Origin of the sequence: Stieleria magnilauensis, from assembly GCA_007753675.1 — a bacterium.
Classification (GTDB): Bacteria; Planctomycetota; Planctomycetia; order Pirellulales; family Pirellulaceae; genus Stieleria; species Stieleria magnilauensis.
The window spans coordinates 1,460,584-1,477,111 of record CP036432.1 but is presented as its reverse complement, the minus strand read 5'-3'; the positions used below and the strand labels follow the sequence as shown (position 1 = coordinate 1,477,111).

The following is a 16,528-nucleotide window of genomic DNA, read 5'->3' as shown; positions in this document are numbered from 1 at the left end:
CTGGGACGCTGAAAAGCTGAGTCGGCTACGGCCTAACAGCACGGACCTTCGTCATTGCAGCCATCCGTCGCTCCGGTGGTCGCGTGATATTCGAGTCCTTTCGTTTCACGCGGATGCCGTCGTGCACTGCGCCGGCAATCGAACGGCTCTGCATCTTCCAACGGCACGACTTTGCGGGGCTCAATCGCGTCAAACATGTTTGTGTACGGTTCTTGCTGAAGCAGCTTGAACGTCTTGTCGCAAACCGCCATCCGCTCGCCCCGATAATACGTGTGACCGTCGTCATCCTGGACTTTCTTGAATGGGCCGCGGTACGACACCGCTTGCCCGCGTTCCAAGCAAGGACCTTGCTTACCCTTGTGGGCCACGACCGTCACGCTGCGGAATTCAATTCCCTCGACAGTCCGCCATGGCTCAGCTTGTCGTTTGACAATCTCGATTCCATGAAAGCCTGCGTCCTCGAATGCTTTTAGAAACTCATCTTCGCGAAACGCGCCGGTGATACATCCAGACCAAAGCTCCGGGTCTTGTTGCAGGCGCTCCGGGACACTCTCGTCACTCACAATATCGCTGATCGCAGCACGGCCGCCGCGACGCAAGACTCGGAAGATTTCCGCGAACAATTGTCGGCGGTCTTGCTGCCGCACCAGATTCAGAACGCAGTTCGACAAAACGCAGTCGACTGAATCGTCAGAGACAAGTGGTTGCTCGCGACGCAGGCGTTCCTCGGTGTGTCGAAGAGCAAGATAGCCTGCCGGATCATTCACAGGGTGTTCTGACAATTCGCCCGCAAGTTGATCCAGGTCAAGCGCCAAGTCCTGAATCAGGCCGTATCGGAAATCGACGTTTGCGTAGCCAAGTTGCTCGGCCACGGCTGGCGCGTGCTTACGAGCGAGTCCTAGCATTTCACGGTTGCAATCGACACCGATCACCCGTCCGTCGGGACCGACGACCTGGGCAGCGATGTAGCACAACTTGCCTCCGCCGCTGCCCAAATCCAGCACCGTTTCGCCCGAGCGAACGTAGGGTGTGGGGTCGCCGCATCCATAATCCCGTTCGATGATTTCTTGTGGGATCACCTTCAGCAAGTCGGTCGAGTATTCGACCGGGCAGCAAAGCGCCGGTTCGACTGCTTGGGCGGCAGCGGCGTAACGCTGGTAGACCGAAGACTCGGCGACGTGTTGATCGCTGGACAAGGCTATTTTCATAGGACCGACTTCCTTTCGGATGCGAGTTGCGTTCGCCGCACTGAGAAACGCGAGGCAGTTCGCAAGGGAAGACGGTAGACCTACAAGAACCTTACAGAATTCAAGAAAAGTTTTTCGTAGTCACTTTGCGTCGCCAAAACACAAGGCAATGCGATTCTAGCGTTTCGCGGGCCAGGCCAATGGTGCATCATTCATCGGCGGGTACGATCGCTGCGGGAGCATGGGCTTGTCTGCGCCTTGAAAACCGATCACCCGACCGAACACCCAACCGACCGGCTCGTGCTGGCTGTAGATCAGGTCAACGTCCGCGTCCGTTGAAAAGGGCTCCGCCGTGACGGCCGTTTCTTGGGGCAAAAGTAGCGACCGCACGGCGAAACCAAATGCGTATACGGACGCGCAGGCAGCTACACCTATCAGCCAGCCATATCGATGTCTCTTAAATCGTTTCATCTTGTCGCTTCCTGGATGGCTTAACGCGTGCCCGAACCGCCAGATGGCGCAGAACGCGTCCCAGACCCGCCCGGAGCAGAGTAACTCTGCGGAGGAGCTGTGTAGCTTTGCGTTGGGGCGGAATAAGAAGTCGAAGGCATCGAATTGCTCGAGGCAGAACCTTGATATGCGGGTTGAGAATACGAAGGTGACGCAGAGTAGGCGGGTGAACTGTATCCTGCCGAAGGAGCCGAGCAGCTACCGTTGTGACAGCCTCCGGGCTGGCGGCATCCGGCAAGCAGCAAGCATCCAAACGTAGCAATGCCGACAACAGACGCACTGGTGAGTAATTTACGAGACATTGAGGGGCTTCCTTACGAAAGTTTAGCACTGGTTAGCTTGGAACGAGAATTCCTGTCTTGTTCCTATCGGCTAGGCAAGTCCGTTTGCAGTGTGAGCCTACACACAGGAGCGGCAATTGTTTTACAGAAAACGGAGCTTTTGATCTGTGAAGTGACTCACAGTTGGTGTTGTCCAACACGCCAACGACGTGTTGCGAGTGAGGCACCCTATCTATCCCAAGCCATCTCCCCGGAATCGTCAAGTCTCGGTTTGAGCTTGGTTTTTCGTTGTGTGTGTCGCCTCACACCACCGATGCATTTTCAGTCCGAGGAAACATGCAGTCGCCCCACCAGTGCTCAAGGATGAAGACAAAGAAAATGAGTATGACTCAATCGCGAAAGAACAAATCTGTTCGTATGGCCATTTTTTTTCTCGCCACTTCAATCTTGCAGCTTGCATGCTGGAATAACGCTTTCGCCCAGACGCAGCCGCGTTTCGGAGGTCCCTCGGCAAGCCACCTGTCGTTTGAGGACGTCTCTCATGCTCCGCTTGACGCGTTGCTTCGCCGTTACGTTGATTGCAATGGGTTGGTTTGCTACAGCCAATGGCGGAACCAGTGCTGCGATGTGCAAGCATTGGAAGCGTACCTTCATGGGCTGTCACAGGTTGATGCTGGACTTCCGTCGCGGCGAGAAGCCAAAATGGCGTTCTATATCAACGCGTACAACGCGATGACCATCTGGGGCATTTTGTATGAATACCCTGTCGCCAGCATTCAGCGGATCGACGGCAAGCGGACGCAGTTTGCGATTTTTGATGACCTGCAGTTTTGGGACGGAGAAAGCTACCGCTCGCTCAACGGGATCGAAAACGATGTGTTGCGTCCGCTGGGAGATCCCCGCATACACTTTGCTCTCGTTTGTGCGGCTCGCGGGTGTCCTCGGCTGCGCAATCGAGCCTACACCGCGGACGCGCTTCACTGGCAACTCGACGATAACGCTCGTGAGTTCTTCTCCAGCCATTCAAGATTTCACATATCGCGGATCACGCGAACGGTTCGGATGTCGCCGATCTTGGAATGGTACAGAGACGACTTCGGCCAAACTGATCGTGAAGTCGTTTCGACGGTGTTGGCTTATCTTCCGCAGCGAGATCGGCAATGGTTGTCGCAGCATTGCGATTGGAAGTTCAGGTACCTTGGTTACGACTGGTCTCTCAACGACCAATGCCCAACCGTCGGCGTGAAACTCGCCGCAATTCCCTATCGTGCTTACTCGATCGCGTCCCCCGCACTGAAGCCCTTCAAGAACTTGGTGTCGCGCGGCGACAACGAATTTCAGACTGCGGAATCGTGCGATTCCTGTGACGCGGCTTCGTGCCAAGTCCCCGAGTTGGTTCCGTTCGCACCGGACGAATTCATGACGGACACGATTCCAGATCAGCTCTAGTTCAATCGGCGAAATGCCTGCTGGCAATGGAGTAACTCGCTATTTCACCAGCAATTGTATTGTGTCTCACAGACACGTCAGTCTGCGGGTGCGACTCTTGGGCGGAACATGCATTCCGATGGCCATTGAATAGCGAATGGCGTAACGGAATCCATTCTTTCCAGTTGCCTCAATGAACGAACGGACACTCCCAATGAGAAAATTTTTTGCCACTTACATCATGTTCGCGTTGGCCACTGGTGTCCTCACGCTGCTTTCGATGAACCCGTGTTTGGCCGGCCCAAAGGTTACCGTTGGTGCCAGTGTACCTGCGAACCAGCAAGTTTCGATGGACCAGATCGACCCGTGCAATTGGGGCGCCTTGCTAAAACGGTACGTGGATGAAAACGGAAACGTCAATTACGCGGGGTGGAAAAAGTCCGCTACGGACGTACAGGCACTTGAAGCATTTTTGGGACACCTTTCGTCAGCAAACCCCAGTGCGCAGGCGACGCAGGCAGCGAAACTGGCGTTTTGGATCAACGCCTACAACGCGGTAACCGTACATGGAATTCTCCGTGAGTATCCCACGACCAGTATTCGCAATCACACCGCGAAACTGATTGGCTACAACATTTGGGACGACCTGTTGTTGACGGTTGGCGGACAGCCGTTTTCGCTCAATCAGATGGAACATGAAGTGTTGCGAAAAATGGGCGAGCCGCGAATTCACTTCGCCATCGTTTGTGCCTCTCGCAGTTGTCCGCGGCTGTTGAACGAGGCCTATACGGCCGAGAAACTGGATGCGCAGCTGACCACCAACACAAAAGTCTTCTTTGCGAACCCTGGCAACTTTCGATATGACGCAGTCGGACGCAAGTTCCAGCTCTCATCGATCCTTGACTGGTTTGGCGAAGATTTTGGTAGCGACCAAGCCGCCCAGCTCCGCACAATTGCACCCTACCTGCCCTCACGCGAAGCTTACGATGCAGCGATCGCGAACTCGGTTTCCGTCTCCCATCTTGATTACGACTGGGGATTGAATGATCAGGCATCCGCTCGAACGGCACGTCGCTAATATGCGGCAATGCCTCCACGAGCTTTGCGCCTTTGCTTGAGCCCTTCCGGAGGCTGAAAAACCTCACGCAAAGGCGTGAAGACGCAAAGGTGTTGAGCGGCGTTTGTTAGATCTCCGGCGAACCAACGTTCCGCCAAACTTACACTTCATTTGGTCAAGGATGACCTCGATGATTTGCATCAGGAAGAAAGACAATACACTTCGCGCTGTCTGGGTAGTGATCGCCATCGCTGCTTGGTTCGCTCGTGACCCGTTGCATCTGGTCGTTTCCAATGCAGCCGAATCTCATCTGTTGATCCGACTGGCGGTTTATAGCTGCGTCTATGTCATCATGGCCGGACTTGCGATCCCTGGCGCGGTGTTGCTGACGGTTCTAGCCGGTCCCTTTTTCGGACTTGGACCGGGAACCATCGTCGCCAGTTTCGCGAGCACAGCCGGAGCCACGATCGCTTTCTCTGCAAGTCGCCGTTATATGTTTTGTAATGTGCAGCATCATCAAAACGATGAGTGCCAGTCGATATGTCCAGGACCTGGGAAATGGTGGCTTGGGAACTCGGGGCTCGGGAAATGGGAACTACTACTCCTGCGGCTAACACCGGTGATGCCGTTCTTTGCCGTCAACGTGCTGGCAGGACATTCTCGATTGTCAATCAAGCAGTTTTGGCTGATTAGCCAGGTCGGGATGTTGCCTGCAACCTATCTGCTCGTTCGCGTGGGCACGCTGGTTCCCGAAGCGGGACAAGTATCGCAAACGGGCATGCTGGCTGCCCTGTGGCCGCTTCTGTTATTAGGAATCTCCGCATGGTTTCTACGACTCTTCGTGGTGAACGGGCGATCGTCCGAGCGTATGACTGCACACCGATTTGCCGACACCGTTGTGCAATATTCCCTTCGTGCGAGCAGGCTGTTGATGCCCGTGCTTGCAATGGTTGTGTTCGCACCAGGTTGTGTGGCTCAAAAACCCAACGCGTCGCTCGCTGCGATCTACAACCCGCTGGCCCAGCGGCCTGACTATGAACGCAATCCCGTGATCGTGATTCCAGGAGTGTTGGGGTCGCGACTGGTCGATGATGAGACCGGCAAGACCGTTTGGGGAAAGTACGACAAAATTCGTTTTCGACGGCGGCAATCGGACGATCTTCCAGCCGTATCGCTGCCAATGCGCCAAGGTGTTCCGCTTTCACAATTGCGAGATCGCGTTCGCAGCGACGGGACCCTGGCTTACTTGGAACTGAGTGTGTTCGGGATTCCGGTCGAGCTACAAGCCTACAACCAGATACTTCAAACCCTCGGCGTGGGTGGGTATCGCGATTCGTCACACCCCAGGGCAGATGAATTCAATTACGGAGAAGAGCACTTCACCTGTTTCCAATTCGACTACGACTGGCGGCGCGACGTCGCAGAGAACGCAGCGTTGCTTGACAAATTCATTGCCGAAAAACGAGAGTACATTCGCCGCGAGTACGCAAGCCGGTACGGAATCACCGACGCAGAGATCAAGTTTGACATTGTGGCGCATTCACTCGGCGGACTGCTCTCACGTTATTACTTGCGATACGGTTCGCAGCAGTTGCCCGAAGACGGTTCACTTCCTGCGTTGGATTGGGCGGGCGCGGCCAGCGTTGAGCGACTCGTGATGATCGGAACGCCAAATGCCGGCTCGGTATTCGCGATTCGGGACTTGGTCAACGGACATCAGCTATCGCGAGTGCTTCCTTACTATCCACCGGCCGCGTTGGGGACGATGCCGTCGATTTACCAGATGCTGCCGCGTCCGCGTCATCAGACGCTCGTCGATGCCCAAGATCCAGACCAAGCCTATGACTTTTACGATCCCGAGTTGTGGCGACAGATGAAATGGGGACTGGCCGATCCGGACCAAGACGCCGTTTTGCAAGAGTTGTTGCCGGATGTTGCGGAGCGTGAATCACGCGAGTGCATTGCACTGGACCATCAGCGCAAGTGCTTGCTCAAAGCCAAGCAATTGCATCAAGCACTCGACATCCCGGCCGCGCCGCCACCTGGAGTGACGCTGCATCTGTACGCTGGCGACGCGATTGCAACGCCAGCGGTAATGTCCGTCGACACTCAAACCGGCAAGCTGGAAGTAGCGAAAAGCGTGCCTGGTGATGACACGACCACGCGGCACAGCGCCCTGATGAGCGATCAGCCCGTCGAGGCCGTCTCGACACGCCCAGCTTCACCGATCCACTGGACTAGTGTCATGTTCCTGCACACCAGCCACCGCAAACTAACGAGCGACCCCGTTTTCACCGACAACGTGCTGGCTTTGTTACTTCAGTCACCGCGTTACGTGCAATCTCCATCAAATCGTTAATGGCTAGTGTATCCCGCGTCCCGGAGCGATGCGAAAATCTGCTCTTTTGGGACGGGGCAGCAGATTTCGGTGCCGACGATGGCTTCACCTTTTTCATAGTTGACGTCGACTGCCAACACGCCCGGCACCGTCCGAATTGCCTTGGCAACAATGGCTGAGCAGCCTTCACATGTCATGCCTTCCACGTTAATGACCGCGCGATTCATGTTGTCCGTCACCGTCTTCCCGTCACCGCCGAGAAACACTCCAACGTAGCTTGGAAAGAACAGGAACAAAACCGCCATGGCGGTCACGCCCCACAGCATGACCTTATTCATGGTCATCATGTTGAAACGGCCAGTGGCTGTCGCAGAGCATGCTTCACCGCTGGCTGGATCTGTAGCACAGCAACCGTGCCCCTCAGCGGTCTCGCTCGTTTTCTTCGGTCGGTAGGTGTAATAGAACGCAGCAGCAAGGAAGCCGAACGTAATAACCATGAATAGCGGGCGGTATGCTTCCAACGTTGCTGCAATCCCCGCCCCAGAGACACCGACGGCCAGCAAGACCAGCGGCAACCAACAGCAAGCGGAAGCCATGATCGCCGAGACGAGCGTTCCAACCTTGGCAATTTTCTCGCCTTTGCTGCCTGATGGCTTCGCAAGTGTCTTTATCGTATCTGTAGCATCTATTTCAAGTTCTCCTTTTGCAGTCTTGATTCCTTTTCGGACGCTTCCCAAACAGCACGAGCCGGATGGGTTCTTAGTCTCGCATTGGCACCCAGGGTTCTTCATTTTCGCCAGAATGTCTTCTGTGGCGTTGCTTTCGCCTTCTGAGCGAAGCTCTTCTTTGATGCTCGCGACGGAGTGACCAAAGCAGTAACACAGGGGCCGCTCACCAGTCGTTTCTTTGACTCCGACATCGACACGCAAATGGTCCTTCGTAAATGCCCGTTCATCGATTTCAGCGAAGTAGACGACGTCGCAATTCTGCGAATCGCAAAACCGCCAGTCGCTGTCCTTGGTCAACGGTGAACACCCACCATCGCCGCGACCAGCGGAACTACAACTGGAGTGGTCATCGGCCGCAAACTCGCCAGCGAACTCGTCTTGTAGCAACGCTCGCAGCGTAGCCGTTGCGACTCGCTTCGCCTTCTTGCCGCAGGCTGGACACTCGACTCGATTTTGAGTGTTCGATTGATTACTCATCGCAATTCCTTACTTTGCATCCCGTGTAATACGGTTGTCTTTCCTCTATTATCGACCTTGCACCCAGGTGTAAGGTCAAGTCCATTTCATGGTTTCTTTCGACAGGCGAGTTATGAGCGGTCAATTCACCATCAGCCAACTGGCGAAATCAGCAGGAATTCCAACGTCGACCATTCGATACTACGAACGGGTCGGTCTCGTCGAACCCGAAGAACGTAGTCAGGGGAACTACCGGCTCTATAGTGACGAATCACTTAAAAAGCTGAAATTCATCCGAGCGGCACAAGCGACTGGGTTCACGCTCGATGACGTGAAGGCACTGCTTCTGGATGACTCTGGCGGGACGCCGACCTGTGGAAACGTTCGTGGGCTGATTGAAGATCGACTTACCGATACGGAACGTCGATTAAAAGACCTTCGCCACGTTCGGCGTGTCCTGAAGTCGGCGTTGCAACAGTGCGAACAGCAAAAGAAGAGCGACTGCTGTGATGTGGTTGCAGGATTGCATCGCGGCTAGTGCGCGATGCAAAAGGGAACTGGGGTCCATTTTCAAGCCACTCCCTGACTCTATTTTGACACTCTGTAAGCCAACTCACAGACACTACGCCTGAGTTTTGCGAATGTTCTGGCTCGAATTACGCTGAGAAGGCGAAATCATTTTGCTCGTACAGGGAGGTACGATGTCTGCAAACGCATTGAAATCGGACCGTAAGAAGACGACCTATTTTGCCACGGTCCCGCCGCAGGAAATCCTGCCGATCGTCAATGGCCGTTACGAGTCCAGCGTGAAAGGCATCTATGTCATCGGCGATGTCACGGGGCTACCCCTGGTGAAGGTGGCCGCGAATCAGGGCGCCAGCGTCATCGCGAAGATGAAATTCGATGAGGACTCCACCTCGGATGATGGTCGGCTTGCCCTCGTCATCATTGGCGCTGGGCCGGCGGGATTGTCCGCCGCGATGGAAGCGCAAGAGCGGGGGCTCAAGTACGTCGTTCTGGAGCGAAACAAAGTTGCCAGCACGGTCCGCAGCTTTCCGCCCGGTAAGAAAGTCTATGCCGAACCGCAGTTCGTGCGCAATGAAAGCAAACTCGAGTTCGACGAAGACTTGGACAAGGACGAATTCCTCGCACGCGTCAATCGCTTGGTTGCTGAGAAGAAGTTGCACATCAAGGAAGACACGGAAGTTGACCGCGTACGAAAAGTTGGCGAACGGCGGTTCGAGGTCGAGACGAAATCGGGAAAATCGTTCCCGACACAGCAAGTGCTGGTCGCCGTTGGTCGGCAAGGACAGGCACGACTACTGGAGTGCCCTGGTGCCGACAGCGCTCAAAAAGTGACTTACCGCCTGCACACTCCCGAAGACTACCACGATGCAAACATCATGGTCGTCGGCGGTGGCAACTCGGCGATCGAAGCGGCACTGCTGTTGATGCCGCACAATCGCGTCACTCTTTCTTATCGCGGCGATGACTTGTTTCGCGCCAAGGAAGAAAACCGCCTGTTGATCGAACAGGCCGAGCGCGACGGTCAGCTCAACATCCTCTACAAGAGTAATCTCAAAGCGGTGCGCGACGACGAAGTTGACATCGACGTCGATGGGCAAACGCACACGCTGGATAACGATCATGTAATCGTGCAAATCGGAACCTTGCCGCCGGTCGATTTCCTGATGGACATGGGACTGGAACTTGACGGCGTTTGGACCGCCAAGCGACTCGCGTTATCGGTCGTCGGTTTGCTCGTCGGCGTTTTCGTCTACTTCTACTCAAAGAACTTCGTGCTGCACCCTGATGCGGCGGGCGACGGCAAGCTGTTGCTGCCTGGACTGGAGTCGCTCATCGGGTCGACACAATTGGGATTTGCCGCGTTTCTGGCGGGAACGGTCCTGCCAATCGCTTGGCTCAGTCTGCTGGCGTTGAATCTTATCAATGGAAACATGCAAGCGCGTGGGCATGCTGCGTTGTTCAGCATACCGCACTCCACCTTCATGCTGATCGTTGGTGGCTTGCTCTATGCGGGATCGCTGGTTGCACCGAGCGTCCTCACACTCGATCCATCCGCAGCAGGCGAAGGGCCCTATTTCGTGCCAGGCTTTACTTGGTTGTATCACGTTGTCCCGAAGTACTTCAGTAACGCGTATGGGCTCTATTATCTGCTTTACTTCTCCGCGATCGCGGGCTTCGGTTTGTACTGGGCCATCAAGGCAAATCACCGACTGGTCTGGCGTCGGAACCTGACGATCATCGCGACGCAGTGGACTTTGTGGTGGGGGATTCCGACTTTCCTAGCCGTGTTCATTGGTCGCAATCCGTGGACACCGCTGCTCACTCGATCGCTGAATGCCTGGCCATTGAACATGGGCGCTTTCAAAGTTGATCCAGCGGTTGGGCCTGGCGATCCCGCTTGGTGGCACACGGTCGCGGTCGTCGGTGTCGTTTGGGCTGCTGTGCTGACTTTCATCGTGATTCCACTGGTGACGATTCGCTGGGGGAAGATTTACTGTTCGTACATTTGCTCGTGCGGAGCGCTTGCAGAAACGGTCGGGAATGGTTTTCGTCATCGTGGACCGAAGGGCGATACGCCACGCAAGATGGAGCGAATGGGCTTCATCTTTATCGCATTAGCGACCGTTGCAACAATCGCCGATCTCTACGGGTTTGAGGGACCGCTGGGCCAATACAATTTGTGGGTTGGATCAGCACTCGCCGGTGCGGTCGCGATCGGCATGTATCCGTTCCTGGGGCAGCGAGTGTGGTGCCGGATGTGGTGTCCACTGGCGTTCTGGATGAACTTTTGGGGACGCTGGTCGCAGTTCAAAATCACTCCCGAGAAAGGTAAGTGCATTGACTGCAACGTTTGCAATCAGTACTGCCAGATGGGCATCGACATCAAATCGAGTGCGTTGAAAGGCGAGCCGATCACTTTGAAAGATTCGCCCTGCGTCGGCTGCAATGAATGCATCGTCCGCTGCCCGATGGAGATTTTGCACCTTGGCGACTTGCCTGTCGCGAAACAAAAAGCATCACCATCGCTTCCCATAATCGACCCACCATTAGTCAAGCCTCGAAAACGCAATGTTGCCTGACGACGCGAAGCCACAACACACAGAAGCTAATTGCAGGTAAAAAACCGATGAATAAGAAAAGCGTTTCCTATTACGGCCCCTTCTTCTGGTTGGCGATCGTTTCGTTCTCCGTGCCGATTGTCGTCGCAGCCAAAGCTTTCCGTGAGGTGCAGTTGACGACCAAGCCGACGCCACATCCCGATGCATCGGGGGTCGACCATGCGTTGTGGGATTACTTACTTAAGACGCACGTGGAGAACGGGTTGGTGGACTACGACGGGATCGCTCGCGACCACCTCTTTCGCACCTACCTGCGACAGCTTTCCGAATCAGACCCCGGCAAGTTGACCACGTCGGCGGATCAATTGGCACTGTTGTGCAATGCCTACAATGCGTTCGTCATCAATGGCGTCATCACTCATGAGATTCGTGATTCGGTGATGAAATACAAGGTCGAAGGTGCTGAATTCTTTGATCTGAAAGAACACATCCTGCACGGCGAAACGCTCAGCCTTAACCAGATCGAGCACGAGTTGATCCGAAAACGATTTCGTGAACCTCGTATTCACGTGGCCTTGGTTTGCGCTGCAAAAAGCTGTCCGGCGATCCGGTCCGAAGCCTATGCTGGGACGCGTTTAGCGAAACAATTGGAGGACCAGAGTATTCAGTTTGCAAACCAACCAAAATACGTGACGTATGACGCGACCAGCGACACACTCAAGCTGAGTCCGCTGTTGGACTGGTACGGCAGTGACTGGGATCAAGTTGGAGGCTATCTGCCATGGCTGGCCGCTCGAGTCCAGGACGATGCGATCAAGCAAGCGATCCTTCGAGCGTCTCGCAACGAAACGTCGGTCGCGTTTCTCGACTACGATTGGTCACTCAACTCACAAGCCGCCGCCGGATCGCTCGCACCCAAACCAGCCAGCAAGAAGGGTCAATTCGGTTCCGGCTCCATCCCGAACGAATGACAAGGCGAAGACACGGGATTCTCATGGAGGATCAATCATTCAGATTGCTAGGATTCCAGTCGACGTCAGCAGTATCGCAACTGGTCTCGTCTAACGACTGCGAGTCATCTGAGCCGCCTCGTCTGCTGAGTCGATTGGTGGCATGACCGACAGCCGCGCCGGCGAGACGACCCAGAGGTGCACCGAAGGGAACAAACGAAGCGATCTGGCCACCCCAGTTACTTCCGTAGTCTGGTGATAGAATTCGTTTCGCTTCCGCTTGCTCCTGTGCGGTTCCATGTTGAGCGGCGTACTTGAGAGCGTCGCTGGTTGCACGGGTCGTGTGGACCATGTTGACCAGCGGTAGCTCTTGGATCGCTGCGTACGTTCCAGGTTGCTTCTGTGCCCGAATATCTTTTGCATAAGCAGCGCGTGAAATGGCTAATGGTGCGATGTCAGAATAGACGTGCGTGGAATCCGTAAACGGGTTGTACCAATCACCACCGAAAACCCGCCCCGGCAGCAGCGTGTACTTCAGATGGTTGTACGTGCCCACCGTGTAACGCCAACCCGGATGGATACGCTTGTTGGAGGTCAGACGCTCCCATTCGCCCCACGGATCGTATTGGTTGATCCGCACCATGCTTCCGTCTAGCCCGTTTCGTTCCATGTATTGAACAAGTGCGGTCTCCGTTTGCGGCGAAACGTCATGATTATCAGCGCGTCGATCCCAGAGTGCCAACTTCGTCGGCGTCCCGACGACCCATCCAAGTCCGTCAATGACCGCGTTGGGGCGACCACGTTCAACCTGGATTTCTGTCTTTGCATCGCGGTACGACAAGGCGTCTGACTGGCTGCGGTGACCGATCGAGTGGCAGCCGGTGAGAAGAATACAGCCGATTAGAAGCAGCATCAGTTTCGTTTTCATCGGAGCGCATCTATGACCGTAAGGGAGTTGAGCGAGGCATCGGTTTGAAGCTTGTCGGCACGACAAGACTCCTGGGTCTGTGTTGTTGCTAACGCTCATTGCAAATCCCGTACATTTCATGGATTTCACGCATTCTCACCGCTCCTTCATGCCGCTGATGTGAGATCGCTTACAGACAATGGGGAAGCGTTTTGCTACGCTGCGAGCCATTCATCAGGCACTAACGCAGAGCACGAATGTGGCGGACGAGTCGACGCAAGCGGAAAAGAACGAGCCAAACGCAGACGCCAGTGTTGGCTTGCTGGCGGTACTTGCTGGTCTGTCTATTTGCGTCTACGGAATCATCGCGGTATTGAGCTGGCGGTTCGACTTTGACAGCGTGACGACGGACCGGCCCATCATCGCAGTCCTGGGCCTATTTGCAGTCGCGTTCGCGTGCTACTTGGGTGCGATTCGGATCGCATGGCGGACGCGACATAGTGCGCGGATGCTGAAACTGGTGATCGGATCTGCGATCGTGTTCCGCGTGGTGATGCTGTTCTCGCTGCCCATCCAGGAGGTCGATATCTATCGCTACGTTTGGGACGGAGCCGTCAGCACCGCCGGCGTGAGTCCGTTTCGTTACAGTCCAGGGCAAGTGAATTCTGCCGAGCTAGCGTCAAACGGTGATAAAGATTTACTGACGCTGGCCAAGATGCGAGACGATGATCCAGCACTCGCAGAAATTTTGAATCGGGTGCATTTTCCCGAGCTACCGACGATCTATCCGCCTACCAGTCAAGCCGTATTTGCAGCAGCCAATCTCACAACGCCATCATCGTCGTCAGTGTTGACGCGAGTGTTCATCATGAAGGCGTGGTTCATCGGGCTGGACATCGCGACGCTGTTCGTCGTGATTGGCCTCCTTCGCCGGTGTGCGAAACCCATCGGCCTTTGCGTGATTTATGCGTGGTGTCCACTGCTCATGAAAGAGGTTGCAAACAGTGGACACCTGGACGCGATCGCGGTGTTCTTGACCACACTCGGTTTGTACATGGTCGTCCGTAGCATTAATGACAAGAGCAGCCAGGCTAAGACGACGTTAGGCTTCGCCGTGCTGGCCGGTTTTGTGCTCGCATTGGCGGTCGGTGCGAAGCTCTACCCCATCATCCTCGCCCCGCTCGTCTTTTTCTCCCTCGCGAAAAAGTTGGGCTGGCGTTTGACCCTCGCTCCGGCATTGGCATTCGCTGTGACGACCGCGGTTTTAATATCGGCGATGGTTCCTGGGGAAAGATCGGATTCGCATCAAGAGCAAATTCATGATCCCAGTCTCGGCGTGGTAACTTTCCTTCGACGTTGGGAAATGAATGATTTTCTATTCCTCCTCCTCATCGAGAACATAAAGCCGACCGCACAGCGCGGTCCCCATGAAACCGCCTGGTTCACCGTGATTCCCGAGTCGGTTCGCGAAACGATGGTAGATTCAATTTCTGCTCGTTTGGACATTGATCCTGGCGAAACCCCGTTCATGATCGCGCGTGCCACGACTGCGTTCATCTTCTTTGTCCTCGCAATCACTCTCGCTTGGCGGACCGCAGCAAAGGATTCTGCGAGTTTTTCTGAAGCCGCATTCCTGACGATCGCGTGGTTTTGGCTGCTCTGCCCGACATTGAATCCGTGGTATTGGACCTGGGCTTTGCCACTGTTGCCGTTTGCCAGAGGCCGCGCATGGCTCGCCGTCAGTGGCCTCGTCCTCATTTACTATCTGCGGTTTTGGCTGGACTACCATTTTCCAACGACGGCGGTGCTAGGAACACGATATACGGGAGTCGCCTTCTTTGACTTCGTCATCACCTGGATCGAGTTCGCGCCGTGGTTCGTTGTGTTGATCGTCGGATGTAGATCAAGATCTAACATTGAATCGACGTAAGAGTTTGAGCGATGTTTTGTCTAATGAAACCCAAACTCATCCAATTCAATTTCTCCGTCGGTAGTGGTGAACGGCTCGAATTGAACCCGTTTGTGCTGGAAGAATTCATCGTTAATCGTGTCAAAAGCTTCGACAGCCCGTACTGAACCGAGGCGAAAAAGTTCGGGGATGTGCTGGACATCGGCGAGTCCAAATTTTTCCTGCATCCTAAAATTGATATGCCGATAGCGATCGCCGAGCAAAAATCTCAAAGGTAGATGAATCCCTTGAACCTGCGCCATGCCCATTAAATCAGCGATACGCGTCGCCCAAAACAGTGTGCCAGCATCCGAGCCAGGAGGCGTCAATGAATACTCCGCCAATCCTGTGCCAACGGAAAGTAGATGGACGTCGTCGGTGCTGAAGCATGTCCCGTCTATTTCGCATTCACCGAATTGCTGAATTCGCATTGCCTCTGCTACAGCGAGCATGCTTGGATCGGCTGCCCAGACACCCCCATCCACATAGCTACATTCCCCGATTTGTCGGTGTGGAAAATAGGTAGGAGCTGCAGTCGCTGCAATGACCACATCCGATATCTTGAAATCTTGGTCTCGCACACCCTTGGGCAGATGCCGTGAGCGAAAGACATGTGGTTCACCTTTGGTTAGATTGACTGAGGGAATAACAAGGCGTGTGAACTCGACCGACTTCAACGTTGATTCGCCGAACCCTTCGTCGAATGCTTCTTGCAATGCATGCGGGCAATACCGAGCACGAAATGCCGCGTCGAGTCCGCTACCGGTCTTGCGCTTGAATACCCAGTTGGCTGAAGGGAAAAGGAATCGCATCAGCCCTTTACCACGATAGGGCGGTCTCGCTGAGAAGATGCCCGCGCCGTGTCGCACATAGAAATCGTGCATCTTCGAGGCCGGGAGCCCCATCGCCAATCCAGCCGCGATGATTCCGCCTGTCGAAGTGCCCGCGATTAAATCAAACGATTCGGCGATTGGGCGACCAAGTTTTTGTTCGAGGTCATTCAAAAACGATGTGATGAAAGCACCGCGAATGCCGCCTCCGGCCAAAGATAGAATCTGAAAACGCGACATGATTGTGTTACGACAATTTATTGGCAGGTGGGAAATCAAGCGGTGTGTCGTGGACGTGATTGAACAGGTTCGAGAAAGTCGCCAAGCCGATGTAGCCGATTGCCTCTGCAATCTGACCATCGGTGTATCCCGCATCTCGGACCTTGACCAGATCCTCATCCGAGACAAATCCCTTGGTCGCGATGACCTTGCTGACAAATTCCAGCAACGCTGCACGCTTGTTGTCGGTCGATTCAAAACGCCGGGCCGCCAACGTATCGCTTTCCGATAAACCGGCTTGCGTGGTGGCGATCATCGTGTGAGCCGAAACGCAATAGTTGCAGCCGTTACTCTCGCTCACGGCCAAGTACACGAGTTCGCGGTCCTGTGGAGAAAGCTCGCCTTCGGCCAACGCGGCCGACATCGAAAGATAGGCATTCAAAGCAGCCGGGCTATTGGCCATCCCCTGAAAGATATTCACGACCTTGCCCATCTTTTTCGTGACGCTGTCGTAGGTCTCTTTGAGAGGTCCGGTTGCTTGGTTCGGGGTAACTACGTTGAGTCGCGGCATGGTCACTTTCCTTGGTACGGAGACATTGATAG

General features: G+C 54.9%; 13 protein-coding genes. 7 read left to right on the top strand and 6 right to left on the bottom strand.

The window, feature by feature from the left end:
- Window positions 1-32: 32 nt before the first annotated feature.
- A complete protein-coding gene (locus tag TBK1r_RS05450; RefSeq protein ID WP_145207936.1) occupies window positions 33-1,208 on the bottom strand; it encodes a methyltransferase domain-containing protein in 1,176 nt (391 codons plus the stop codon).
- Between the two features lie 156 nt (window positions 1,209-1,364).
- Window positions 1,365-1,658: a hypothetical protein gene (locus TBK1r_RS05445; RefSeq protein ID WP_145207934.1), complete on the bottom strand. Its 294-nt coding sequence runs from the start codon at window positions 1,656-1,658 to the stop codon at window positions 1,365-1,367.
- A gap of 1,022 nt (window positions 1,659-2,680) precedes the next feature.
- Between TBK1r_RS05445 and TBK1r_RS05440 the strand changes: the two genes are divergently transcribed.
- The 3 genes from TBK1r_RS05440 to TBK1r_RS05430 all read left to right on the top strand — a co-directional run bounded on the left by TBK1r_RS05440 (window position 2,681) and on the right by TBK1r_RS05430 (window position 6,822).
- Complete coding sequence (locus TBK1r_RS05440) at window positions 2,681-3,427, top strand: DUF547 domain-containing protein (RefSeq protein ID WP_419580999.1); 747 nt, start codon at window positions 2,681-2,683, stop codon at window positions 3,425-3,427.
- Between the two features lie 193 nt (window positions 3,428-3,620).
- Window positions 3,621-4,484, top strand: coding sequence for a DUF547 domain-containing protein (locus TBK1r_RS05435; RefSeq protein WP_145207930.1), 864 nt, complete (start codon window positions 3,621-3,623; stop codon window positions 4,482-4,484).
- Window positions 4,485-4,653: 169 nt separating this feature from the next.
- Window positions 4,654-6,822, top strand: coding sequence for a VTT domain-containing protein (locus TBK1r_RS05430; protein WP_419580998.1), 2,169 nt, complete (start codon window positions 4,654-4,656; stop codon window positions 6,820-6,822).
- Here TBK1r_RS05430 and TBK1r_RS05425 read toward each other — a convergent pair.
- Window positions 6,819-8,006 carry a mercuric transporter MerT family protein gene (locus tag TBK1r_RS05425; RefSeq protein WP_145207926.1) on the bottom strand — a complete coding sequence of 396 codons (1,188 nt, stop codon included), beginning with the start codon at window positions 8,004-8,006 and terminating at the stop codon, window positions 6,819-6,821. The two genes, TBK1r_RS05430 and TBK1r_RS05425, sit on opposite strands and share 4 nt — an antisense overlap.
- A gap of 112 nt (window positions 8,007-8,118) precedes the next feature.
- On the opposite strand from TBK1r_RS05425, the gene TBK1r_RS05420 reads away from it, so the two are divergent.
- The 3 genes from TBK1r_RS05420 to TBK1r_RS05410 all read left to right on the top strand — a co-directional run bounded on the left by TBK1r_RS05420 (window position 8,119) and on the right by TBK1r_RS05410 (window position 12,042).
- Entirely contained in the window at window positions 8,119-8,523 is a 405-nt protein-coding gene (locus TBK1r_RS05420; RefSeq protein ID WP_145207924.1) for a heavy metal-responsive transcriptional regulator, read from the top strand.
- Window positions 8,524-8,686: 163 nt separating this feature from the next.
- Window positions 8,687-11,092, top strand: a complete 2,406-nt coding sequence (locus TBK1r_RS05415; protein WP_145207922.1) for an NAD(P)-binding domain-containing protein — start codon at window positions 8,687-8,689, stop codon at window positions 11,090-11,092.
- 47 nt (window positions 11,093-11,139) lie between these two features.
- The gene (locus TBK1r_RS05410) at window positions 11,140-12,042 is read left to right on the top strand and encodes a DUF547 domain-containing protein (protein ID WP_419580997.1); all 903 of its coding nucleotides are present in this window, start codon (window positions 11,140-11,142) and stop codon (window positions 12,040-12,042) included.
- A 31-nt stretch (window positions 12,043-12,073) separates the two neighbouring features.
- Here the strand turns inward: TBK1r_RS05410 and TBK1r_RS05405 are convergent, their stop codons facing one another.
- On the bottom strand, window positions 12,074-12,934 hold the full coding sequence (locus tag TBK1r_RS05405) for a hypothetical protein (protein ID WP_419580996.1): 861 nt from the start codon (window positions 12,932-12,934) through the stop codon (window positions 12,074-12,076).
- Between the two features lie 193 nt (window positions 12,935-13,127).
- Between TBK1r_RS05405 and TBK1r_RS05400 the strand changes: the two genes are divergently transcribed.
- Window positions 13,128-14,858, top strand: a complete 1,731-nt coding sequence (locus tag TBK1r_RS05400) for an MptA/MptB family glycosyltransferase (protein WP_419580995.1) — start codon at window positions 13,128-13,130, stop codon at window positions 14,856-14,858.
- Window positions 14,859-14,878: 20 nt separating this feature from the next.
- Here the strand turns inward: TBK1r_RS05400 and TBK1r_RS05395 are convergent, their stop codons facing one another.
- Both TBK1r_RS05395 and TBK1r_RS05390 read right to left on the bottom strand, forming a co-directional pair.
- Window positions 14,879-15,946 carry a CBASS cGAMP-activated phospholipase gene (locus TBK1r_RS05395; RefSeq protein ID WP_419580994.1) on the bottom strand — a complete coding sequence of 356 codons (1,068 nt, stop codon included), beginning with the start codon at window positions 15,944-15,946 and terminating at the stop codon, window positions 14,879-14,881.
- Between the two features lie 7 nt (window positions 15,947-15,953).
- Window positions 15,954-16,496 carry a carboxymuconolactone decarboxylase family protein gene (locus TBK1r_RS05390; RefSeq protein WP_145207914.1) on the bottom strand — a complete coding sequence of 181 codons (543 nt, stop codon included), beginning with the start codon at window positions 16,494-16,496 and terminating at the stop codon, window positions 15,954-15,956.
- Window positions 16,497-16,528 lie beyond the last annotated feature (32 nt).

Coding starts and splice junctions, on each gene's coding strand:
- TBK1r_RS05450 (WP_145207936.1), bottom strand. CDS start 1,208: ATGAAAATAGCCTTGTCCAGCGATCAACACGTCGCCGAGTCTTCGGTC.
- TBK1r_RS05445 (WP_145207934.1), bottom strand. CDS start 1,658: ATGAAACGATTTAAGAGACATCGATATGGCTGGCTGATAGGTGTAGCT.
- TBK1r_RS05440 (WP_419580999.1), top strand. CDS start 2,681: ATGGCGTTCTATATCAACGCGTACAACGCGATGACCATCTGGGGCATT.
- TBK1r_RS05435 (WP_145207930.1), top strand. CDS start 3,621: ATGAGAAAATTTTTTGCCACTTACATCATGTTCGCGTTGGCCACTGGT.
- TBK1r_RS05430 (WP_419580998.1), top strand. CDS start 4,654: ATGATTTGCATCAGGAAGAAAGACAATACACTTCGCGCTGTCTGGGTA.
- TBK1r_RS05425 (WP_145207926.1), bottom strand. CDS start 8,006: ATGAGTAATCAATCGAACACTCAAAATCGAGTCGAGTGTCCAGCCTGC.
- TBK1r_RS05420 (WP_145207924.1), top strand. CDS start 8,119: ATGAGCGGTCAATTCACCATCAGCCAACTGGCGAAATCAGCAGGAATT.
- TBK1r_RS05415 (WP_145207922.1), top strand. CDS start 8,687: ATGTCTGCAAACGCATTGAAATCGGACCGTAAGAAGACGACCTATTTT.
- TBK1r_RS05410 (WP_419580997.1), top strand. CDS start 11,140: ATGAATAAGAAAAGCGTTTCCTATTACGGCCCCTTCTTCTGGTTGGCG.
- TBK1r_RS05405 (WP_419580996.1), bottom strand. CDS start 12,934: ATGCTGCTTCTAATCGGCTGTATTCTTCTCACCGGCTGCCACTCGATC.
- TBK1r_RS05400 (WP_419580995.1), top strand. CDS start 13,128: ATGGGGAAGCGTTTTGCTACGCTGCGAGCCATTCATCAGGCACTAACG.
- TBK1r_RS05395 (WP_419580994.1), bottom strand. CDS start 15,946: ATGTCGCGTTTTCAGATTCTATCTTTGGCCGGAGGCGGCATTCGCGGT.
- TBK1r_RS05390 (WP_145207914.1), bottom strand. CDS start 16,496: ATGCCGCGACTCAACGTAGTTACCCCGAACCAAGCAACCGGACCTCTC.